The organism is Bradyrhizobium sp. LTSPM299, from assembly GCF_000938235.1.
Lineage (GTDB): Bacteria > Pseudomonadota > Alphaproteobacteria > Rhizobiales > Xanthobacteraceae > Bradyrhizobium.
This window is the reverse complement of record NZ_JYMU01000007.1, coordinates 308,428-329,173: the sequence shown is the minus strand read 5'-3', so window position 1 is coordinate 329,173 and position 20,746 is coordinate 308,428. Positions and strand designations below refer to the sequence as shown.

Sequence of the window (20,746 nt, the reverse complement as noted above, 5' to 3'; positions counted from 1 at the left end):
CATGCGTTTCTCCGTCACGACCTGGAACATCAATTCGGTGCGGCTTCGCATCGACATCGTCGCCAAATTCCTGAAGAGCGCGCGGCCGGATGTGCTGTGCCTGCAGGAAACCAAATGCATCGACGATGCATTTCCGCTGAAGCGTTTCAAGCGGCTTGGCTATGAGCACGTCGCACTGAACGGGCAGAAGGGCTATCACGGCGTCGCCATCGTCTCGCGATTGCCGTTCGAGAGCAGCGACATCAGGACCTTCTGCAACAAGGTCGATTCGCGGCACATATCCGTGTCCTTCGGTGAAAAGGCGCAGCTGTCAAAGCCGCTGGTGTTGCATAATTTCTACGTGCCGGCCGGCGGCGACATTCCCGATCCCGCGCTCAATCCGAAATTCAAGCACAAGCTGCAATTCCTCGATGAGATGAAAGCCTGCGAGCCGCTGCATCCGCGCGGCGACGATCGCCACATCCTGGTCGGCGATCTCAACGTCGCGCCGCACGAGAACGACGTGTGGTCGCACAAGCAACTGCTCAAGGTGGTTTCGCACACGCCGGTTGAAACCGAGAAGCTGCTCGCCGCGCAAACGCATGGCGAATGGTTCGACATCGCGCGCGAACGGATTCCGATGTCGGAAAAGGTCTACACCTGGTGGAGCTATCGCGCCGCCGACTGGACCGCCGCCGACCGCGGCCGCCGGCTGGACCATATCTGGGTCTCGCGCGCGCTGAAGGATCGCGTCAGCGATTTCAAAATCACCCGCGACGCCCGCGGCTGGGAGCGCCCATCGGATCATGTGCCGGTGACGGCGGTGCTGGAGGTTTAGTTTGTCATTCCGGGGCGCGCGCAGCGCGAGCCCGGAATCCATCGTGACGCGGGCGCTGCGGCTAAATGGATTCCGGGTCTGGCCCTTCGGGCCATCCCGGAATGACGGTGGAGAGGGGCGAGCTACGTACTCAGCTTGGCGCCCGCCATCAATATATCGCTGGCTAACTGACTCGTGCGCATCGCGAGCTCGTCGCGCAGGCGGCGCGCGGCGGCGGGGTCGCTTTCCAGCACGCGCTGGAACAGGCTGCGCGCGATGCGGATGACGGTCGTGCGTTCCAGCGCAATTGCGGTCGACGGCCGCTTCATCGCCACGATCAGAGCGAGTTCGCCGATCAGCGCACCGGGGCCGGCCACGATCTCGGCGCCGCCCTCCTCGACGCGGAACGTGCCGCGCTGCACGATGTAGCCGGCATCGGCGTCGTCGCCGACCTTGAACAGCAGGTCGCCCTGGTTGAAATCGCGTTGCTCGGAGCCGATCGCCAGCATGCGCAACGAGGTATCGCCCAACAGACGCATTGTCGGGACCCGCTCGAGCAGGGCTACATCATCATCGATCGACATTCAGGCCGGTGACCGCGGTGCGCCTCGATTTCACGAATCGTTGAGCGCGAATCGTATCACGGCACCAGCTTGTAGCCACCGGCTTCCGTGACAAGGATCTCCGGATTGGCGGCGTCTTTCTCGATCTTCTGCCTGAGACGGTAGATGTGGGTCTCCAGCGTATGGGTGGTGACGCCGGAATTGTAGCCCCAGACCTCCTGCAGCAGGGTCTCGCGCGACACCGGCATCTGGCCGGCGCGGTAGAGGAAGCGCAGGATCGCGGTCTCTTTCTCGGTCAGCCGCACCTTGCGGGCATTAGCGCCGGTGAGCATCTTCGAGCCGGGCCGGAAAGAGTAGGGACCGACCGAGAACACCGCGTCCTCGCTGGCCTCGTGCTGGCGCAGCTGGGCCCGGATCCGGGCCAGCAGCACCGCAAAACGAAAAGGCTTGGCCACATAGTCATTGGCGCCGGATTCCAGCCCGAGAATGGTGTCGGAATCGGTGTCGTGGCCGGTCAGCATGATGATCGGGGCCTTGAATCCGCCCTTGCGCAGGGAGCGGACCACTTCGCGGCCGTCGGTGTCGGGCAGGCCGACATCCATCAGCACCAGATCGGGGGAATTGGCTTTGGCGGCGCTGGCGCCCTTGGCACCGGTATCGACTGCGGAGGCTTCGAATTCCTCATGCAGCGACAATTGTTCGACCAGCGTATCGCGCAGATCGGTATCGTCATCCACGATCAAGATCTTGCGGGCATTGGCCATAGGTACATCCTTTGGGGGGCAGCGAACGGTCAGAAGCGGACAGCGCTTATGGCCACACTTCGGGTAGATAGGCCTTCAGGTAGGCTGTTGTTGCCGATTCACAAGGCGACGGCAGTCTATCCCAAATTCGGCGGGGGTGAGGTGAATGTCCTGTAATCCCGCCAGATAGAACAAGCTGATGTCCGAAGGCAAGTTTGGATTGGAACGATTCTCAGAGGAAACCGAGCTATTTCAATCACTTATATGACAGAATCACGTGATCATCCGCTCACCGCCATCCGCGTCCGCGCCGCCGCCGGCGACCCGTGCCGGGGCTGGCTGACCGCAGACGGCTGGACCGTGCCGGTGGCGCTCGGGCGCGGCGGCATTCTCGCCAACAAGCGCGAGGGCGACGGCGGCACGCCGCGCGGCATCTTCCGTCCGCTGCAACTGTGGTGGCGCGCCGACCGCTATTCCAGACCAAAATCCTTGCTGCCGACCCGCCCGATCCGCCCCCAGGATGCCTGGTGCGAGGATCCCAGCGACCGCCGTTACAACCAGCCGATCCAGCTCGACCGGGAGCAGACCGGCGACCGCCTGACGCGCGAAGACCATCTCTACGACTTCATCGTCGAGATCGACCACAACGCCGCACCCCGCATCGCCGGCCGCGGCAGCGCGGTGTTCCTGCATCTGGCCCGGCCAAATTTTTCGCCGACGGCCGGCTGCGTCTCGATGACGAAGACGTCGATGCTGCGCCTGTTGCGGCGGATGAGCCCGCAGACGAAGATCATCATCGGCTAGCAATTGGAATTCAACGAATGCTGAACAACGATCAGATCGCCGCTGCATCAAAGACGCTGCATCAGCACTGGCACGCCGGCACCAAGCTCGGCGACCTCGCCGACGCAATGCGGCCGCGCGATCGCGCCGACGGCTATGCGGTACAGGCCGAACTGCAAAAGACGTCGCGCGAAAAACTGTTCGGCTGGAAGATCGCGGCCACCAGCGAGGCCGGCCAGAAGCACATCAATGTCGCGGGGCCGTTGGCCGGACGCATCCTGTCAGAGACCGTGATTGTCGATGGCGGCACGGCGTCGATGACAGGCAATGAGATGCGCGTCGGCGAGCCGGAATTCGCCTTCCGCATGGCGCGCGACCTGCCGCCGCGATCGCAACCCTACACCGTGCAGGAGGTGCTCGATGCCGTCGGCACGCTGCATCCGGCGATCGAGATTCCGGATTCGCGCTTTGCCGATTTCACGTCCGCAGGCGAAGCGCAGCTGATCGCCGACAATGCCTGCGCGCATCGCTTCGTGCTCGGAGCCGCAACATCAGCCGACTGGCGCGCGATGGATCTCATCGAGCAGCGGCCAACGATCGCGCTGCGCGGCGAGCATTATGTCGGCCACGGCAAGAACGTGCTCGGCGATCCCCGTGTGGCGCTCGCCTGGCTGGCCAACGAATTGCGCGCGCTCGGGCTGACATTGCGCGCAGGCGAAGTGGTGACGACAGGCACCTGCCACCCGCCGCTGCCGATCCAGGCCGGCGATGTTTTCGCTGCGGATTTCGGCGTGCTGGGGAAGGTGTCGGTGAGGTTCGCGTAGGCCGCGCCACACATTCAATGTCGTCCCGGCGCAGGCCGGGACCCATACTCCGCGGCCACAGGAGAAGGCACGCGGCCAGACATTCTTCCAACTACCAACTTCGGTGGCTATGGGTCCCGGCCTTCGCCGGGACGACAGCTTGATACGCGGCTATTGCCGCATGCTCAGCACTCACCGCGCCCCAAAGATCGCCGATCCCACCCGGACATGCGTCGCGCCCATCTCGATCGCCACTGCAAAATCCGCGCTCATGCCCATCGAGAGATTCGTCAGGCCGTTGCGCGCGGCGATCTTGGCCGTCAGTGCGAAATGCGGTGCCGGTGCATCGTCGACCGGTGGGATGCACATCAGCCCTGAGATCGTCAGCCCATAGGTCTCGCGGCACGCGGCGAGGAAGGCATCGGCGTCCTGCGGCGCGACGCCGGCCTTCTGCGGCTCTTCGCCGGTGTTGATCTGGACGAACAGTTGCGGCTGCTTGCCTTGAGATTTGATTTCCTTGGCTAACGCTTCACAAATGCTGACACGGTCGACCGAATGGATCGCATCGAACAGCGCGACCGCTTCCTTGGCCTTGTTCGACTGCAGCGGCCCGATCAGATGCAGTGCGAGTCCCGGATGGGATTGCATCAGCGCCGGCCACTTGCCCTTGGCCTCCTGCACGCGATTCTCGCCAAATGTACGCTGTCCGACACTAATAACGGGCAAAATGGCGTCGGCTGCGAAGGTCTTGGAGACCGCAATCAGCGTCACGGATGCGCGGTCGCGCCGCGCTTCCTTGCAGGCGCGCGCGATCTCCTGCTCGACGGCGGCGAGGCCGTTTGGTGAATGGGCTGATAACGACGTGGTTGGGCTTTGCGTCATGCTTGTGCCGTTTTCTGACAGGCTCGGGGGTTGGGTCGAATTTTACCAAATTCGGGAAAGGCTTTTTGAAGCCCTTCATTCTACCTTGGCGCACGGGGCAAGGGACGAAAATGTCGGGCGTAACTTTCAACCGCAACCGGGTCAAACTCAAGAAGCTTCTGGGCGTTCGTGCCCGGCTGGCCCTGCTTGCGGTGATGCTCGTCGCCCCCTTGATGCTGGACCGCGTCCGCACGCTGGAGGATTTCCGCGCCAAGCAGGTCGCCCAGGCCGCCGAGGAATACGCCAATCTGACCCACCACGCGGCCGAGACCCAGCGCGAGGTGATCTCGTCGGTCGAGACCATGTTGAAGTCGGCCGCCTATATCCGCGCCTCCGGCGGCATCGCACGCAGCTGCGAGGTGCTGCGCGCCAGCCTGCCGACCAACCTGCCGTGGATTCGCAGCATCATGTTCGTCAGCAAGGACGGACTGGTGCAGTGCTCGAACCTCAACTTCCAGGTCGGGCTCAAGCTCGGCGACCGCGACTATTTCAAGAAGGCGCAGGAGAGCGGCGGCTTCGTGTTCAGCGACTACCTGTTCGGCAAGACCAATGGCCGGCCGATGATGATGGCCGCCTATCCGGTATCAGCAATCAATCCGGATCAGGATGCCGTCGTCGTCGCCGGCATGAATATCGACTGGCTGTCGCAGATCATGGCCAATCTCGGCGGCCGGCCGGGCATGTCGGCGCTCCTGGTCGATAGCACCGGCGTCGTGATCGCCGCACCCGCGGACCATGCGAGCCTGGTCGGCCGCTCGCTCGACACCGTTCCCTTGATGTCGGCGATCGCGGAGAAGGCGCTGAGCTACGACGAGCCCGCGGGCTCGGTGTCATTCACCGCGTCCGACGGCGCGCAGCGGACGCTGAGCTTTGCCCGCATCGCCGGAACCGAATCGCGGCTGATCGTCAGCATGGACGAAGCCAAGGTAACGGCGGCGATCAACCGCGAGATCCGCACCGCCTATCTGCAGCTCGGCTTCGTCTGTCTGTTCGTTTTGTTAGGTGCCCTGGTCGGCGCCGAGAAGCTGATCATTCATCCGATCGAGCTGATGACCGGCATGGCACGACGCTTCGGCGAGGGAGACGCGTCCGCGCGCGTCGCCAAGCACAAGCTGCCGTCGGAGTTCATTCCGCTCGCCCGCGCCTTCAACGCGATGGCCGCCCAGCTCAGCCAGCGCGAGCGCGAGCTCCTCGCCTCCAATGACCGCCTGACCGTGATGGCCTCGATCGACGCGCTGTCCGGCCTTGCCAACCGCCGCGGCTTCCAGAGCCGGCTCGATTTCGAGTGGCTGAAGGCGCAGCAATATGACTGCACGCTGTCGCTGTTGATGATCGATGTCGATCACTTCAAGCTCTACAACGACACCTACGGCCATCCCGAAGGCGACACCTGCCTCACCCGGATCGGCGAGACGCTGTCCGGCATCGCCGCCGACACGCTGGGCTTTGCCGGCCGCTACGGCGGCGAGGAATTCTGCCTGCTGCTGCCGAACACCGACGCCGCCCATGCGCTTGCGATCGGCGAGACCGTGCGCACCGCCGTGCTCGGCCTCGGCGTGCCGCATACGACCTCGAGCCACAGCGTCGTCACCGTCAGCGTCGGCGTTGCGACGACGACACCGAACGACACCCAGCGCCCCGGCGATCTGATCGAAGCGGCGGATGCCGCGCTCTACGCCGCCAAGCACCGCGGCCGGAATGCGGTGGTCGAGCATGGGTTCTTGCAGCGGCTGGACGAGGCCGGGATGGCGCTGGCGAGCTGAGTCGTCACCAAGCCGCGTCAGGCGAGCACGCTCTTCAGACTCCTTCCCCCTTCGGGCAGCGGCGCACTGCCAAAATATCGAAAACAACCCCCATGCAAAGTAGCCGGCGGCTGCTGGCAACACACTCAGTGTCATCCTGGCTTCCGCCAGGGCGACGCCGGATGAGTTCCTCCGCGACCAGCCACAGGGCCGGCCCGCCTTCACCCCGCCCCAAACCGTTGACCCCATGGGCGTTTCTGTGGCCTAGTCCGCCGTCCCCACGGGGACCCCCAAATCCACCAAAAGCCTTGCGATTTCATGACCTCCGAACGCTACAACGCCCGTGAATCCGAGCCCCGCTGGCAAGCCGCCTGGGACGACAAGGCGATCTTCGCCTCCAGGAACGACGATCCGCGGCCGAAATACTACGTGCTCGAGATGTTCCCCTATCCGTCCGGACGCATCCATATCGGGCATGTCCGCAACTACACGCTGGGCGACGTGCTGGCGCGATTCATGCGCGCCAAGGGCTTCAACGTGCTGCATCCGATGGGCTGGGATGCCTTCGGCCTGCCGGCGGAGAACGCCGCGATCGAGCGCAAGGTGGCGCCGAAGGCCTGGACTTACGACAACATCGCCGCGATGAAGAAGCAGCTGCGGTCGATCGGGCTGTCGCTCGACTGGTCACGCGAATTCGCGACCTGCGACCCCAGTTATTACAAGCATCAGCAGAAGATGTTTCTCGACATGCTGCGCGCCGGCCTCGCCGAGCGCGAGAAGCGCAAGCTCAACTGGGATCCGGTTGACATGACCGTGCTCGCCAACGAGCAGGTGATCGACGGCCGCGGCTGGCGCTCGGGCGCGGTGGTCGAGCAGCGCGAGATGAGCCAGTGGGTCTTCAAGATCACGCGGTACGCGCAGGAGCTGCTGGACGCGCTCGACGGGCTGGACCGCTGGCCCGACAAGGTGCGGCTGATGCAGCGCAACTGGATCGGCCGCTCCGAGGGCCTGCTGGTTCGATTCGCGCTGGATGCGGCGACGACCCCGGCCGGCGAGAACGAGCTAAAAATCTTCACCACGCGGCCGGACACGCTGTTCGGCGCGAAATTCATGGCGATCTCGGCCGATCACCCGCTGGCGCAGGCAGCCGCCGCGAAGAATCCGGAGCTTGCCGCGTTCATCGCCGACATCAAGAAGATCGGCACCGCGCAAGAAATCATCGACACCGCCGAGAAGCAGGGCTTTGACACCGGCATCCGCGCGATCCATCCGTTCGATCCGAGCTGGAAGCTGCCGGTTTACGTGGCGAACTTCGTGCTGATGGAATACGGCACCGGCGCGATCTTCGGATGCCCGGGGCACGACCAGCGCGATCTCGACTTCGTCAACAAATATGCGCTCGGCGTGACGCCGGTGGTCTGCCCCGAAGGCCAGGACCCGACAACCTTTGTCATCACTGACGTCGCCTATGACGGCGACGGCCGCATGATCAATTCGCGCTTCCTCGACGGCATGACGATCGAAGAGGCCAAGGAAGACGTTGCAAAGCGCCTTGAAGGCGAGCTGCGCGGCAATACACCGGTCGCCGAACGGCAGGTCAATTTCCGCCTGCGCGACTGGGGCATTTCGCGCCAGCGCTATTGGGGCTGCCCGATTCCCGTCATCCACTGTCCGAAATGCGACGTGGTGCCGGTGCCGGATAGCGACTTGCCGGTGGTGCTTCCGGAGGACGTGTCCTTCGACAAGCCGGGCAACGCGCTCGACCATCATCCGACCTGGAAGCACGTCACCTGCCCGCAATGCGGCGGCAAGGCGCTGCGCGAAACCGACACGATGGACACGTTCGTGGACTCGTCCTGGTATTTCGCGCGCTTCACCGATCCCTGGAACGTGACGGCGCCGACCACCCCCGCGGTCGCCAACCGGATGATGCCGGTCGACCAGTATATCGGCGGCGTCGAGCACGCGATCCTGCATCTGCTGTACAGCCGCTTCTTCACCCGCGCGATGAAGGCGACCGGCCATCTCGACATGAAGGAGCCGTTCGCCGGCATGTTCACCCAGGGCATGGTGGTGCACGAGACCTACCAGCTGGCCGACGGCACCTGGGTCATGCCGGCCGACGTCAAGGTCGAGGTCGGCGGCAACGGCCGGCGCGCCACGCTGCTGACGACGGGCGAGGATGTCCTGATCGGCCCGATCGAGAAGATGTCGAAGTCGAAGAAGAACACTGTCGACCCCGACGACATCATTGCGAGCTACGGCGCCGACGTCGCGCGCTGGTTCATGCTGTCGGACTCGCCGCCGGACCGCGACGTGATCTGGAGCGACGAGCGGGTGCAGGGTGCCGCGCGCTTCCTGCAGCGGCTGTGGCGGCTGGTCAACGAATCGGCCGAAATCGCCAAGGCCGCGCCGACCGACCGGCCGGTGGCGTTCGGGCCCGAGGCGCTGGCGCTGCGCAAGGCCGCCCATGGCGCGCTGGACAAGGTGTCGTCAGGCATCGAGCGGCTGCATTTCAACGTGTGTCTCGCCCATATCCGCGAGTTCGCCAATGCGCTGGCCGAGGTGCTGGCGAAAGGCGATAAGCCCGCGCCAGACCTCGCTCAGGATGTTTCCTGGGCGGTAAAAGAGGCCGCTGTCATCCTTGTTCAACTGTTTGCGCCGATGATGCCGCATCTGGCCGAGGAGTGCTGGGTGGTTTTGGGCCAGAACGGGCTGGTTTCGGAGGCGAATTGGCCCCAAATCGAACGCGATTTGCTGGTCGAAGACAGCGTGACCCTAGTGGTCCAGGTCAACGGTAAAAAGCGGGGTGATGTTACCGTGCCACGGGTCGCCCAAAATGCGGATATAGAGGCTGCCGTTTTGGCGCTCGATGCGGTAAAACTCGCTTTGGACGGCAAACCCGTCCGCAAGGTGATCGTGGTGCCCATGAGGATCGTCAATGTTGTCGGCTAGGATCAGGATCGCCGCCAGGCTCGTTGCCGTGGTCGCCATGGCCGCGCTGACGGCCGGCTGCTTCCATCCGATGTATGCCGAACACACCGACGGCACGCCCGATCTGCGCGAAAAGCTGATGGGCGTGGAAATCCCGCCGGTCGACAAGGCGAATGCCTCCCGCGAGGCCCGCGTTGGCGTCGAGATCCGCAACGCGCTCGCCTTCAAGCTCTACGGTACGGCCACCGGCATGCCGCCGACCCACCGGCTTGTGCTGAGATTCAGCAGCGGCCGCTCCTCGCTGATGGTCAGTACCGCCACTGGCCTGCCGACCAGTGAGAACTACAACCTCGACGCGCAGTTCAACCTGATCGAGATCGCGTCCAACAAGTCCGTCATGAGCGGCACGACCTTCTCGCGCGTGTCGTATGACATGCCGGGCTCCTACCAGCGCTTCGCCCGTGCGCGCGCCTTCCGCGACGCCGAGGACCGCGCCGCGCAGGAGGTCGCCGACAACATCCAGACCCGGCTGGCATCGTTTTTCTCCGCCGGGACCTGAAACATCACCGTCATTCCGGGGCGTGCGAAGCACGAACCCGGAATCCAGAGTTCATGAACCGAGATTCCGGGTTCGCCTCTGACGAGGCGCCCCGGAATGACAGTTTGGGCTAGATGGTCGCGCTCCGCGGAAAAGAGATCGACAGCTTCCTCGCCCGGCCTGACGCGGGCCGCCCGATCATCCTGCTCTACGGTCCGGACGCGGGCCTGGTGCGCGAGCGCGCTGACGCGCTGATGGCCTCCGCCGTCGACGATCCGAACGATCCCTTCTCGCTGGTGCGGCTTGACGGCGACGACCTCGCCGCCGAGCCGTCGCGGCTGGTCGACGAAGCCATGACGGTGCCGCTGTTCGGCGGCCGCCGCGCTATCCGCGTCCGCGCCGGCTCGCGCAATTTTGCCAGCGGAGTCGACACGCTCGCCGACTCACCGTTGAAGGATTGCCGCATCGTGATCGAGGCCGGCGAGCTGCGGCCGGAATCGCCGCTGCGCAAGGCCTGCGAGCGCGCCAAGACTGCGGTCGCGATCGGCTGCTATCCCGACACCGAGCGCGATCTGGCAAAGCTGATCGAGGACGAGCAGCGCGTCTCTAATTTGCGGCTCGCGCCGGATGCCCGCGCGGTGCTGATGTCGCTGCTCGGCGGCGACCGCCAGGCCTCGCGCAATGAGCTGCGCAAGCTCTCGCTGTTCGCCCACGGCAAGGACGAGATCACGCTGGATGACGTGATGACTGTCGTGTCTGACGCTTCCGAGCTGAAGCTCGATCCGATCGTCGACGGCGCCTTTGCCGGCAACCCGGCTTTGGTCGAAAGCGAGTTCGGAAAAGCAATGGTCGCCGGCACCTATCCCGGTGTGATCATTTCGGCCGCGCAGCGCCAGGCAGCGTGGCTGCACAAATCGGCGCTCGCGATCGCGGAAGGAACACCGGCTTCGGCCGTGCTCGAGGGCGGATTTCCGCGGCTGCATTTTTCGCGCAAGGCCGCGGTCGAGATCGCGCTGCGCAATTTCAGCGCACCGCGGCTGGTCGGGATCATCGATCAGCTCGCAACCGCAGCGCTCGACATGCGCAAGCAGGCCTCGCTCGCCGCCGCCATCGCACAACGCGCGCTGCTGTCGATCGCGGCGAATGCGAAACGGCGGGGGTGAATTTAACGACGTCATGCCGGGGCATGCGAAGCATGAACCCGGAATCCAGAACTTACGCCGCGAGATTCCGGGTTCGCGCTGCCGCGCGCCCCGGAATGACGAACTCGCTAACCGCCCTCCAGCCGCCGCATCACCTCGTCGAGCTGCTCGAGGTTGCGATAGCTGATCTGGACGGAACCGCCAGGGTCGCGATGGTTGACGGTGACGGCAAGGCCTAGCGCATCGCTGACGCGCTTTTCCAGCGCGATGGTGTCGGGATCCTTGTCCTTCGCCGCACCGCCGCTACGCGCCTTCTGCGGCTTGCGCTCCGGCACGCCCTCCTCATGTGCCAGCGCCTCGGTCTGGCGGACGTTGAGGCCTTCGGCGACGATACGCTTCGCCGCAGCAAGCGGGTCGGGCACGCCGATCAGCGCGCGGGCATGGCCGGCAGAGATATCGCCCTTGGAGATCAGCGCCTGCACCTCGCCCGGCAGCTTGGTCAGCCGCATCATGTTGGCGACGTGGCTGCGGCTCTTGCCGACGATCTTGGCGATCTCTTCCTGGCTGCGTTTGAACTCGTCAGCGAGCGCGTGATAGCCCTGCGCCTCTTCCATCGCGTTGAGGTCTTCGCGCTGGACGTTCTCGATGATCATGATCTCGAGCGCATCGGAATCGTTGACCTCGACCGGCACGATCGGCACCTCGTGCAGGCCCGCGAGCTGCGAGGCGCGCCAGCGGCGCTCGCCGGCGATGATCTCGAAGCGATCCTGCGCGCCCTTGATCGCGCGCACCACGATCGGCTGGATCACGCCGCGCTGCTTGATCGACTCGGCGAGTTCGCCGAGCTCGGCATCGGCGAAGCTGCGCCGCGGGTTACGCGGATTGGCCTTGAGGAATTCGATCGGCACCTTGCGCTGTCCGCGCGGGCGCTCGACATGCGCGGCCTCGCCGCCGACATCCCCGATCAAACTTGCAAGCCCGCGCCCCAGTCGCGAACGCGCTTCGTCGGCCATTGCCAGCTCCCTTGGATTCACGCGCACTACTCCGGAAACAGAAGTTTAAGTCAGTCGGTTCGTAGGGAGGGCAAAGGCGCACAAGCGCCGTGCCCACCATTACTGGCCGTGCTCGTGGTGGTGGGCACGCTTCGCTTTGCCCACCCTACGAATGACCACGCATCATCAATGCGCGCGCAGCTCGCGCTCGCGCTGGATCACTTCGGTGGCGAGCTTGAGGTACGCATCGCTGCCGACGCATTTGAGGTCGTAGACCAGGACCGGCTTGCCGTAGGACGGCGCTTCCGAGATGCGGACGTTGCGCGGGATCATGGTGTTGTAGACCTTGGCGCCCATGAACTGGCGCACGTCGGCGACGACCTGGTTGGAGAGGTTGTTGCGCGAGTCGAACATGGTCAGCACGATGCCGTGGATCGACAGGTTCGGATTGAGCGTCGAGCGGACCTGCTCCACGGTCTGCAGCAGCTGCGACAGACCTTCGAGCGCGAAGAACTCGCACTGCAGCGGCACCAGGATCGCATCCGATGCGGCCATCGCGTTGACGGTGAGCAGGTTGAGCGAGGGCGGGCAGTCGATCAGCACATAGGTGTAATCGGAGTCGGGCGAGACATTGGCGTTCAGTCCGGCGATCGCATCGCGGAGCCGGAACGCGCGGCCGGGCGTGGTGCCGAGCTCGAGCTCGAGGCCGGAGAGATCCATGGTGGAGGCCGCGATGTGCAGCCGCGGCACCGCGGTCACGACGACGGCGTCGCGCAGTGGGGCTTCGCCGATCAGCACGTCATAGGTCGAGCAGTTGCGATTGCGGCGATCGATACCGAGGCCGGTCGAGGCGTTGCCCTGCGGGTCGAGGTCGACGATCAGAACCCGCTCGCCAATCGCCGCGAGTGCCGTGCCGAGATTGATCGCTGTGGTGGTCTTGCCGACGCCGCCCTTCTGGTTGGCGAGCGACAGAATGCGCGGATGGCCGGCCAGCTGCGGCGCCTTATCCGCTTGATAAATCTCGTCCATCACAGTCATACCCAAATACCACTTGCTGCCGCGGAGTCCCCTAGCGCCGCTCGATTGACCCGAGTTCGACGATCCAACCGTGTCCGCCGGTACGGCTGGAATGAAGCTTTGGCTCAATATTCCAATATTTAGTGGCCTCGGTCAATTCAGCATCTACATCTTGACCCTTGAGAAACAGCGCTTTCGCACCTTTTCGCACCCACGGCTCCGCAAAGCCGATCAGTTGATGTAACGGAGCCAGCGCCCGCGCAGTGACGCAATCGATCGAGCCAGCGATTCTATCCACACTATCCCCGATGTCAGCCAGATGCACCGTCCCCGGCGCAGCCGTCACGCGAATCGCCTCGCGCAGGAATGCCGCCTTCTTGGCGGTTCGTTCGACCAGATGGATCGAAGCATCAGGCGTTTCGGCCAGTGCGCACGCCAGGACCACACCCGGAAATCCACCACCGCTGCCGAGGTCGACCCAAGCCTTCGCCGTTGGCGCGAGGCTCAGGAGCTGCAGCGAATCGGAGATGTGGCGCGTCCAGAGATTCGGAAGCGTCGATGGCGCGACGAGATTGGTCTTGGCCTGCCATTCCAGCAGCAGCGCGACGTAACGGTCGAGCCGCGCTTCCGTTTCACGTGAAACAGGGGTGAGAGCCAACGCAGCGGCCTTGTCGGCTGACGATAGGGTAGACTCAGCTGCTTTGGCCATGTTTCTCGGGCTTCATTGGTGGTTCGACGGCATCGGGCGGACGTAGCCTCGTTTCACGTGAAACGTTACGCAGTCGCCTTGGCGGTCTTTCGCCGCGCCTCGCGCCGCAGATAAGCCGCAAGAATGCCAAGCGCAGCCGGCGTCATGCCGTCGATGCGGCCCGCTTGGCCAACAGTTCGCGGCAGCGCCTTCTGCAGCTTGGTGCGCGCTTCGTTCGAAAGCCCGGGCACATCGGCATAGTCGACATCGGTCAGGACCAGACCCTCGTCGCGCCGGAAGGCATCGACATCAGCGGTCTGGCGCTTCAGGTAGACATCGTACTTGGCGTCGATCTCGAGATGGACCGCAATCGCCGGGTCAATGGCCGACAACTCAGGCCAGATCGCCTGGACGGTGGGCCACTCAACCTCGGGATAAGCCAGGAGCTCGAAGGCCGAGCGGCGATGACCGTCGCGGTTGAGCGACAGCCCGTGCTTGGCGGCCTCGTTCGGCGTGATCGAGAGCGACTTCGCCAAGGTCTTCGCCGCCTCAAGTGCAGTCATCTTGGTCCGGTGGCGCTCCGTGCGGGCTACTCCGACGCATCCGAGCGCAATTCCCTTGTCGGTGAGCCGCTGGTCGGCATTGTCGGCCCGCAGCGTCAGCCGGTATTCGGCGCGCGAGGTGAACATACGATACGGCTCAGTGATCCCGCGCGTGACGAGATCGTCGATCATCACGCCGAGATAGCCGTCGGCGCGGTCGAATACGATCGGATCAGCGCCACTCGCGGTCAATGCTGCGTTCAGTCCCGCAACAATGCCCTGCCCGGCGGCCTCTTCGTAGCCCGTGGTACCGTTGATCTGGCCCGCCAGGAAAAGCCCCCGCAGGCGCTTGGTCTGCAGGGTCGGATCGAGCTCCCGGGGATCGACGTGGTCGTATTCGATGGCGTAGCCCGGTCGGACCATCTTCACCCGCTCCAGGCCGGGAATGCTAGCCAGGATCGCGAGCTGAACCTCTTCCGGCAGCGAGGTCGAGATGCCGTTCGGATAGACGGTGGTATCGTCGAGCCCTTCCGGCTCCAGGAAGATCTGGTGACCGTCGCGATCGCCGAAACGGACGATCTTGTCCTCGATCGAGGGGCAATAGCGCGGTCCGCTGCTCTTGATCTGGCCGGAATACATCGGCGAGCGATGCACATTGGCCCGGATCACCTCATGTGTCGCCGGCGTGGTCCGGGTAATGCCACACTGGATCTGGGGCGTCGTAATGCGATCCGTCATCACCGAAAACGGCTCCGGCGGATCGTCGCCCGGCTGCATTTCGACCGCCGACCAGTCAATGGTGGTGCCGTCGAGGCGTGGCGGGGTCCCGGTCTTGAGCCGACCCAAGGTAAAGCCTGCCCGCTCAAACGACCCCGAAAGCCCCATGGCCGGCGCCTCACCGACCCGGCCCGCTGGCCAATTCTTCTTGCCGAGATGGATCAGACCGCGCAGAAAGGTCCCGGTCGTGATCACGACGGCACCGGCGGAGACGATCCGGCCATTGCCCAAGCGAACGCCGGTCACGCGTCCATCGGATACAATTAACTCGTCAGCCTCGCCTTCGATGACGCTGAGGTTCGCGGTCTCAGATATCGCGGCCTGCATCGCAGCCGCATAAAGCTTCCGGTCGGCCTGGGCGCGTGGCCCGCGGACGGCGGGACCCTTGCGGCGGTTGAGCATCCGGAACTGGATGCCCCCGGCATCGGCAACCCGGCCCATCAGACCATCAAGAGCATCGACCTCACGCACCAGATGACCCTTGCCGAGCCCTCCGATCGCAGGATTGCAGGACATCGCGCCGATGGTCGAGAAGCGGTGGGTCACCAGCGCTGTCCTGGCACCCATCCGGGCAGAAGCAGCCGCGGCCTCGCAGCCCGCATGGCCGCCGCCGATGACGATGACGTCGAATGAGTCCGCCGGTGAAGTCATGGCGGGACTTCTATATCGGAGTGATGAAAGCCGGAAGAAGGAAGTTGGTGTTCGTCCTTGCGAGAAGCGAAGCGACGAAGCAATCCATGGTTCCGCTTGTGGCGCGAGGGATTGCTTCGCTTCGCTCGCAATGACGATGGCGAGCTGTTTCACGTGAAACGGGCTTCACGGGCTTCTGGGTGTCCGGAACCAACTCCATGTTTCACGTGAAACACAGGCACCGTCTCTGAACGAAGTAATATTACTTTCCTACACAGAATTCCCGAAAGATGACGTCGAGAATGTCTTCGACATCGACCCGGCCGAGCAGCCGTCCGAGGGAATGGGCGGCTCTGCGAAGCTCTTCCGCTGCGAGTTCCTCGCCCTGCCCGACCACTTGCATGCAGCGGCTCAGCGACTCGACCGTCTCCTGCAGCAATTTGCGCTGCCGGGCCCGGCCGATCAAGGCACCATCGCTGGTTCCAAAATACTCCTGGGCGAAGTCGACCAAGGCCCTGATCAGCTCCGAGAGTCCATCGCCGCGAGCGGCCGAGATCCTGAACTCCGGCCGTACCCCGCCCTCGCCTTGTTCAGTCGGTCCTCCAGCGTCCAGATCGATCTTGTTGTGCACCAGCCAGACCGGCGCGGCCCCCTGATGCACGGCGCTGCCATCCTCACGATCCGCAAGCCACAGCACGAGATCCGCCTCGGCGGCGCGCGCGCGCGCGCGGCGGACGCCTTCCTGCTCGACCGGATCGTCGGTCTCGCGAATGCCGGCGGTGTCGATCACGGTGACAGGATAGCCGTCGAGGTCGAGCTGCACCTCGATCACGTCACGCGTCGTGCCGGCATGCGGCGAGACGATCGCGACCTCGCGCCGCGCGAGCTGATTGATCAAGGTCGACTTGCCGACATTCGGCGGCCCGGCGATCGCAACCACCAGGCCATCACGCAGCCGCTCACTTTGGCCCTGTGCCGCAAGGGCTTTTTGAATCTCATCGTGAAGCGATTTGATCCTTGCCAACGCTGGCGCAATCAACTCGGCAGGCACGTCGCCCTCATCGGAAAAATCGATGCCGGCCTCGATCAGCGCCGACGCCGCAATGATCCGCTCACGCCAGTCGCGCGCGCGATCGCCGAGCAGCCCCTTCAACTGACGCAGCGCCTGGCGCCGCTGGCGGTCGGTATCGGCGTGGATGAGATCGTCGAGGGCTTCGGCTTCGGTCAGGTCGAGCTTGCCGTTCTCGAAGGCGCGGCGGGTGAATTCACCGGGTTCGGCCGCGCGCACGTTTTCAAACGCATCGAGCGCGCTCAACATTGCCGCCAGAACCGCGCGTCCGCCATGGACATGAAATTCAGCGACGTCCTCGCCGGTCGCGCTGGCCGGGCCGGGAAACCACAGGACGACGGCATCATCGATTGGCTGACGATCCGAATCGCGAAGCAGCGCGCGGATTGCCATCCGCGGAACCGGGATCTTGCCAGCCAGCGCCAGCACCACCGACTCGGCCATTGGGCCAGACACCCTGATGATGGCAATGGCGCTCGGCGGCCGGCCGGACGAAAGCGCAAAGATGGTCTGGTCGCGCGGATGCATCGCTTATTTGTTCCAGCGCCTTGGCAAACGCAACGCCGTTTCGCTTCGCACTTAGCAGTGACTATGTTGCGATGCAACATAACCGGATTTCGCTGCAGCATCGCCGCAGCAACAATGCTGCAGAAAACCTCCGTTGCGGCCGCGCGTGATCGATAGTCCTATAATAATATAATGATATCAATATATTACATCTGAAATAGTCGAATAGAGGCGACCAGCCCATGCTGCACTCTGCTGCAGCAAAGCCGCAGCATGAAAAAGGGCGCTCCGTTCCCACGAAGCGCCCCGTCCACCTCAGGCCGTCCCCTCAGGTGTTCATCGAATCGAAGAATTCCGAGTTGCTCTTCGTGTTCCGGAGCTTGTCGAGCAGGAAGTCGATCGCGTCCATGGTGCCCATCGGGTTGAGGATGCGGCGCAGGACGTACATCTTCTTCAGCACCTGAGGATCGGTGATCAGCTCTTCCTTGCGGGTTCCGGAGCGCGAGATATCGATCGCCGGGAAGGTGCGCTTGTCCGAGACCTTGCGGTCGAGGATCAGTTCGGAGTTACCGGTGCCCTTGAACTCTTCGAAAATGACTTCGTCCATGCGGCTGCCGGTATCGACCAGCGCGGTCGCGATGATGGTCAGCGAGCCGCCCTCCTCGATGTTGCGCGCGGCGCCGAAGAACCGCTTCGGGCGCTGCAGGGCGTTGGCATCGACACCGCCGGTCAAGACCTTGCCCGACGACGGCACCACCGTGTTGTAGGCGCGGCCAAGGCGCGTAATCGAATCGAGCAAGATCACGACGTCGCGGCCGTGTTCGACGAGCCGCTTGGCCTTCTCGATCACCATCTCGGCGACCTGGACGTGCCGCACAGCGGGTTCGTCGAAGGTGGACGACACCACCTCGCCCTTCACCGAGCGCTGCATGTCCGTGACTTCTTCCGGACGTTCGTCGATCAAGAGCACGATCAGATAGCATTCGGGATGATTGGCGGTGATCGAGTGCGCGATGTTCTGCATCAGCACCGTCTTGCCGGTGCGCGGCGGGGCCACGATCAGCGCGCGCTGGCCCTTGCCGATCGGCGCAACGATGTCGATCACCCTTGCCGAAAGGTCTTTCTTGGTCGAATCCTCAAGCTCCATGCGGAAGCGCTGATTGGGAAACAGCGGCGTGAGGTTGTCGAAATTGACCTTGTGCTTCGACTTTTCCGGGTCTTCGAAATTGAGCGTGTTGACCTTCAGCAGCGCGAAATAGCGTTCGCCTTCCTTCGGGCTGCGAATGTGGCCTTCGATCGTATCGCCGGTGCGCAGGCCGAATCGGCGGATCTGCGATGGCGAAACGTAGATGTCGTCGGGGCCGGGCAAATAGTTCGCGTCAGGTGAGCGAAGGAAGCCGAAGCCGTCGGACAAAACCTCGACGACGCCTTCGCCGATAATATCGGTCTCGGCGATCGCGAGTTGCTTGAGGATAGCGAACATCAGCTCCTGCTTGCGCATGGTGCTGGCGTTTTCGACCCCATTCTCTTCCGCAAACGAGACGAGCTCAGCCGGCGTTTTAGATTTGAGGTCCTGGAGTTTGATTTCCCGCATTGGGGTCGTCCTGTGAGGAAGTAGGTTGGGAAGGGATGCGAGGTGGCTTTGGAAAAAGCGGACGCAGAGGGAAGGTCCGCAGGTCTCAGCCAGGAAAGTGCCGATGAGGCTTCAAACCTGATGCGGCGGCCGGTCCAAGAAAAAGACCAAGACGCAGCCACATCCGCCTGCGTGGGGTGGGGTAGGGCCTATATAGAAAATCGATCGATACTTCGCAAGAAGGACTGAAGCCCGCTTCTTGAGCATGGTGGGCTGCTAGAACGGCTTCACGACCACGAGAATCACGATCAGGATCATCAGAATCGTCGGCACCTCGTTGATAATACGATAGAATTTCTGGCTACGCTGATTCCGGTCAGCGGCGAAGTCCTTCACGCAGCTTGAAAAAAAGCCGTGGACACCGGACAGGACGAGCACCAGCGCCAGTTTGGCGTGAAACCAGCCCGAAAGGTACCAGTGTCCGGCCCAAACCAAATAGAGCCCTGCAAGCCAGGTTACGATCATCGCAGGATTGATGATCGCCTTCAAAAGCCGACGTTCCATGACCTTGAAGGTCTCGGACTGCTTCGAGCCGGCTTCCACCTCGCAATGATAGACGAACAGCCGCGGCAAATAGAGCATGCCCGCCATCCACGAGATGACGGCGATGATGTGCAGCGCCTTGATCCACTCGTACATCGCAGGGGTGACTTTCAGGGAACAGCTCGGGCGGTCTCAGCGTTGCAAACGGAGCTCTCCAAGCGAGGAACGGATACTTATCCGCAAGCTCGGCTTATCTAAACCTATTAATTTTAGAATCTTAGGTTTGAGTCTAAGTAACGGTGGATTGGACTCATAAGAAACTGTTCAGCCGTTCGCGGCGACTTCTTCACATCTCTCAACATCCGGGCCGGGACGTCCAGTGATCCGGATTCAGCGGTTTGACTCAATTGCTTGCGCTGCGCTGTGGCCAGCTTATCAAGAGACAAATCCACACATGTTCACTATCATCGTCCTAGACGATTTTGACTTATCCTCTTAGGAGGCGCTGTGCAGAAAAGGATGAGATATACAGGAGCCGGCTCCCGGCCCCGGAATTTCCTCCCCGGCCTCCACAGCGACTCACAGGATACACAGGGGTTTTGGTGCCCACGAACTCCAACTATTTCCATCTGCATCTGGTGTCGGATTCGACCGGCGAGACGCTGATCACCGTGGCGCGCGCGGTCGCTGCGCAGTACGCCAATGTCACTGCAGTCGAGCACGTCTATCCCCTGGTGCGCAGCCAGAAGCAGCTCGATCGCGTGCTCGACGAGATCGAGGAATCGCCCGGCATCGTGCTGTTCACGTTGCTCGAGAAGGATCTCGTCGGCCGCCTCGAAGGTAAGTGTAAGGACATTAATGTTCCGAGCCTGTCGATCATCGGACCGGTGATGCAATTGTTCGAGGCGTATCTGGGTTCCGGGACTACGGGGCGCGTCGGGGCGCAGCACGTGCTCAACGCGGAATATTTCCGCCGCATCGACGCACTGAACTTCACGATGATGCATGACGACGGCCAGCAGGTCGAAGGCCTCGAGGAAGCGGATGTCGTCCTCGTGGGTGTGTCCCGCACGTCGAAGACGCCGACCTCGATCTATCTCGCCAACCGCGGCATCCGCACGGCGAACGTACCGCTGGTGCCAGGCATTCCGCTGCCGCATCAGCTCGAGACGTTGAAGAAGCCGCTGGTCGTCAGCCTGCATGCGACACCGGAGCGATTGATCCAGGTCCGGCAGAACCGTCTGCTGAGCATGGGTGACCGCGACAACGACACCTATATCGACAAGAAGGCGGTGGCCGACGAAGTCGCTTTTGCGCGGCGATTGAGCGCGAAATTCAATTGGGCGCTGCTCGACGTGACACGACGCTCGATCGAAGAGACGGCGGCGGCGATCATGAAGCTCTATGCCGATCGCCAGCGCGCGCGGCCGCTGGAATGATCGC

Annotated in this window: 18 protein-coding genes; 8 read left to right on the top strand and 10 right to left on the bottom strand. The window is 63.3% G+C overall.

Annotated elements, in window-relative coordinates:
- The first annotated feature begins 1 nt into the window (after position 1).
- Positions 2–817, top strand: coding sequence for an exodeoxyribonuclease III (locus UP10_RS06060; protein ID WP_044586438.1), 816 nt, complete (start codon positions 2–4; stop codon positions 815–817).
- A 122-nt stretch (positions 818–939) separates the two neighbouring features.
- On the opposite strand, the gene UP10_RS06055 is transcribed toward UP10_RS06060, so the two are convergent.
- Positions 940–1,380, bottom strand: coding sequence for a cyclic nucleotide-binding domain-containing protein (locus UP10_RS06055; RefSeq protein ID WP_044586437.1), 441 nt, complete (start codon positions 1,378–1,380; stop codon positions 940–942).
- A 56-nt stretch (positions 1,381–1,436) separates the two neighbouring features.
- Positions 1,437–2,123 (bottom strand): response regulator transcription factor, encoded by a 687-nt coding sequence (locus UP10_RS06050; RefSeq protein WP_044539278.1) that lies wholly within the window; start codon positions 2,121–2,123, stop codon positions 1,437–1,439.
- A gap of 243 nt (positions 2,124–2,366) precedes the next feature.
- Between UP10_RS06050 and UP10_RS06045 the strand changes: the two genes are divergently transcribed.
- Positions 2,367–2,906 carry a L,D-transpeptidase family protein gene (locus UP10_RS06045; protein WP_044586436.1) on the top strand — a complete coding sequence of 180 codons (540 nt, stop codon included), beginning with the start codon at positions 2,367–2,369 and terminating at the stop codon, positions 2,904–2,906.
- A gap of 17 nt (positions 2,907–2,923) precedes the next feature.
- Positions 2,924–3,709: a 2-keto-4-pentenoate hydratase gene (locus UP10_RS06040; protein ID WP_044586435.1), complete on the top strand. Its 786-nt coding sequence runs from the start codon at positions 2,924–2,926 to the stop codon at positions 3,707–3,709.
- Between the two features lie 171 nt (positions 3,710–3,880).
- Here the strand turns inward: UP10_RS06040 and UP10_RS06035 are convergent, their stop codons facing one another.
- Positions 3,881–4,570, bottom strand: a complete 690-nt coding sequence (locus tag UP10_RS06035) for a YggS family pyridoxal phosphate-dependent enzyme (protein WP_044586434.1) — start codon at positions 4,568–4,570, stop codon at positions 3,881–3,883.
- A 110-nt stretch (positions 4,571–4,680) separates the two neighbouring features.
- Here UP10_RS06035 and UP10_RS06030 point away from each other — a divergent pair, with 110 nt between their 5' ends.
- The 4 genes from UP10_RS06030 (at position 4,681) to holA (ending at position 10,986) form a co-directional block, all read left to right on the top strand.
- Positions 4,681–6,372 (top strand): diguanylate cyclase domain-containing protein, encoded by a 1,692-nt coding sequence (locus UP10_RS06030; RefSeq protein WP_044586433.1) that lies wholly within the window; start codon positions 4,681–4,683, stop codon positions 6,370–6,372.
- Between the two features lie 297 nt (positions 6,373–6,669).
- Positions 6,670–9,306: a leucine--tRNA ligase gene (gene leuS / locus UP10_RS06025; RefSeq protein WP_044586432.1), complete on the top strand. Its 2,637-nt coding sequence runs from the start codon at positions 6,670–6,672 to the stop codon at positions 9,304–9,306.
- Positions 9,293–9,844, top strand: coding sequence for an LPS assembly lipoprotein LptE (gene lptE / locus UP10_RS06020; RefSeq protein WP_044586431.1), 552 nt, complete (start codon positions 9,293–9,295; stop codon positions 9,842–9,844). Before leuS ends, lptE begins: the two co-directional genes overlap by 14 nt.
- A 113-nt stretch (positions 9,845–9,957) precedes the next feature.
- Complete coding sequence (gene holA / locus UP10_RS06015) at positions 9,958–10,986, top strand: DNA polymerase III subunit delta (protein ID WP_044586430.1); 1,029 nt, start codon at positions 9,958–9,960, stop codon at positions 10,984–10,986.
- Positions 10,987–11,093: 107 nt separating this feature from the next.
- Here holA and UP10_RS06010 read toward each other — a convergent pair whose 3' ends face one another.
- The 7 genes from UP10_RS06010 to hemJ form a co-directional block, all read right to left on the bottom strand.
- Entirely contained in the window at positions 11,094–11,978 is an 885-nt protein-coding gene (locus tag UP10_RS06010) for a ParB/RepB/Spo0J family partition protein (protein WP_044539286.1), read from the bottom strand.
- A gap of 165 nt (positions 11,979–12,143) precedes the next feature.
- Positions 12,144–12,995, bottom strand: a complete 852-nt coding sequence (locus tag UP10_RS06005) for a ParA family protein (protein WP_044586429.1) — start codon at positions 12,993–12,995, stop codon at positions 12,144–12,146.
- 31 nt (positions 12,996–13,026) lie between these two features.
- Entirely contained in the window at positions 13,027–13,683 is a 657-nt protein-coding gene (rsmG, locus tag UP10_RS06000) for a 16S rRNA (guanine(527)-N(7))-methyltransferase RsmG (protein ID WP_044586428.1), read from the bottom strand.
- Positions 13,684–13,748: 65 nt separating this feature from the next.
- Positions 13,749–15,632, bottom strand: a complete 1,884-nt coding sequence (gene mnmG, locus UP10_RS05995) for a tRNA uridine-5-carboxymethylaminomethyl(34) synthesis enzyme MnmG (protein WP_044586427.1) — start codon at positions 15,630–15,632, stop codon at positions 13,749–13,751.
- A gap of 241 nt (positions 15,633–15,873) precedes the next feature.
- Entirely contained in the window at positions 15,874–17,208 is a 1,335-nt protein-coding gene (gene mnmE, locus UP10_RS05990) for a tRNA uridine-5-carboxymethylaminomethyl(34) synthesis GTPase MnmE (RefSeq protein WP_044586426.1), read from the bottom strand.
- Positions 17,209–17,515: 307 nt separating this feature from the next.
- Positions 17,516–18,781 carry a transcription termination factor Rho gene (gene rho, locus UP10_RS05980; RefSeq protein WP_044538007.1) on the bottom strand — a complete coding sequence of 422 codons (1,266 nt, stop codon included), beginning with the start codon at positions 18,779–18,781 and terminating at the stop codon, positions 17,516–17,518.
- Positions 18,782–19,036: 255 nt separating this feature from the next.
- Positions 19,037–19,459 (bottom strand): protoporphyrinogen oxidase HemJ, encoded by a 423-nt coding sequence (gene hemJ, locus UP10_RS05975; protein ID WP_044586425.1) that lies wholly within the window; start codon positions 19,457–19,459, stop codon positions 19,037–19,039.
- A 446-nt stretch (positions 19,460–19,905) separates the two neighbouring features.
- Between hemJ and UP10_RS05970 the strand changes: the two genes are divergently transcribed.
- A complete protein-coding gene (locus UP10_RS05970; RefSeq protein WP_044586424.1) occupies positions 19,906–20,742 on the top strand; it encodes a pyruvate, water dikinase regulatory protein in 837 nt (278 codons plus the stop codon).
- The last annotated feature ends 4 nt before the right edge of the window (positions 20,743–20,746 follow it).

Excerpts from the sequence above, each read along its gene's own strand:
- UP10_RS06035 (WP_044586434.1), bottom strand. The coding sequence starts at position 4,570 with ATGACGCAAAGCCCAACCACGTCGTTATCAGCCCATTCACCAAACGGC.
- UP10_RS06010 (WP_044539286.1), bottom strand. The coding sequence starts at position 11,978 with ATGGCCGACGAAGCGCGTTCGCGACTGGGGCGCGGGCTTGCAAGTTTG.
- UP10_RS06050 (WP_044539278.1), bottom strand. The coding sequence starts at position 2,123 with ATGGCCAATGCCCGCAAGATCTTGATCGTGGATGACGATACCGATCTG.
- mnmG (WP_044586427.1), bottom strand. The coding sequence starts at position 15,632 with ATGACTTCACCGGCGGACTCATTCGACGTCATCGTCATCGGCGGCGGC.
- UP10_RS06005 (WP_044586429.1), bottom strand. The coding sequence starts at position 12,995 with ATGACTGTGATGGACGAGATTTATCAAGCGGATAAGGCGCCGCAGCTG.
- rho (WP_044538007.1), bottom strand. The coding sequence starts at position 18,781 with ATGCGGGAAATCAAACTCCAGGACCTCAAATCTAAAACGCCGGCTGAG.
- UP10_RS06045 (WP_044586436.1), top strand. The coding sequence starts at position 2,367 with ATGACAGAATCACGTGATCATCCGCTCACCGCCATCCGCGTCCGCGCC.
- UP10_RS06040 (WP_044586435.1), top strand. The coding sequence starts at position 2,924 with ATGCTGAACAACGATCAGATCGCCGCTGCATCAAAGACGCTGCATCAG.
- leuS (WP_044586432.1), top strand. The coding sequence starts at position 6,670 with ATGACCTCCGAACGCTACAACGCCCGTGAATCCGAGCCCCGCTGGCAA.
- rsmG (WP_044586428.1), bottom strand. The coding sequence starts at position 13,683 with ATGGCCAAAGCAGCTGAGTCTACCCTATCGTCAGCCGACAAGGCCGCT.
- holA (WP_044586430.1), top strand. The coding sequence starts at position 9,958 with ATGGTCGCGCTCCGCGGAAAAGAGATCGACAGCTTCCTCGCCCGGCCT.
- mnmE (WP_044586426.1), bottom strand. The coding sequence starts at position 17,208 with ATGCATCCGCGCGACCAGACCATCTTTGCGCTTTCGTCCGGCCGGCCG.
- UP10_RS06060 (WP_044586438.1), top strand. The coding sequence starts at position 2 with ATGCGTTTCTCCGTCACGACCTGGAACATCAATTCGGTGCGGCTTCGC.
- UP10_RS06030 (WP_044586433.1), top strand. The coding sequence starts at position 4,681 with ATGTCGGGCGTAACTTTCAACCGCAACCGGGTCAAACTCAAGAAGCTT.
- lptE (WP_044586431.1), top strand. The coding sequence starts at position 9,293 with ATGTTGTCGGCTAGGATCAGGATCGCCGCCAGGCTCGTTGCCGTGGTC.
- UP10_RS06055 (WP_044586437.1), bottom strand. The coding sequence starts at position 1,380 with ATGTCGATCGATGATGATGTAGCCCTGCTCGAGCGGGTCCCGACAATG.
- hemJ (WP_044586425.1), bottom strand. The coding sequence starts at position 19,459 with ATGTACGAGTGGATCAAGGCGCTGCACATCATCGCCGTCATCTCGTGG.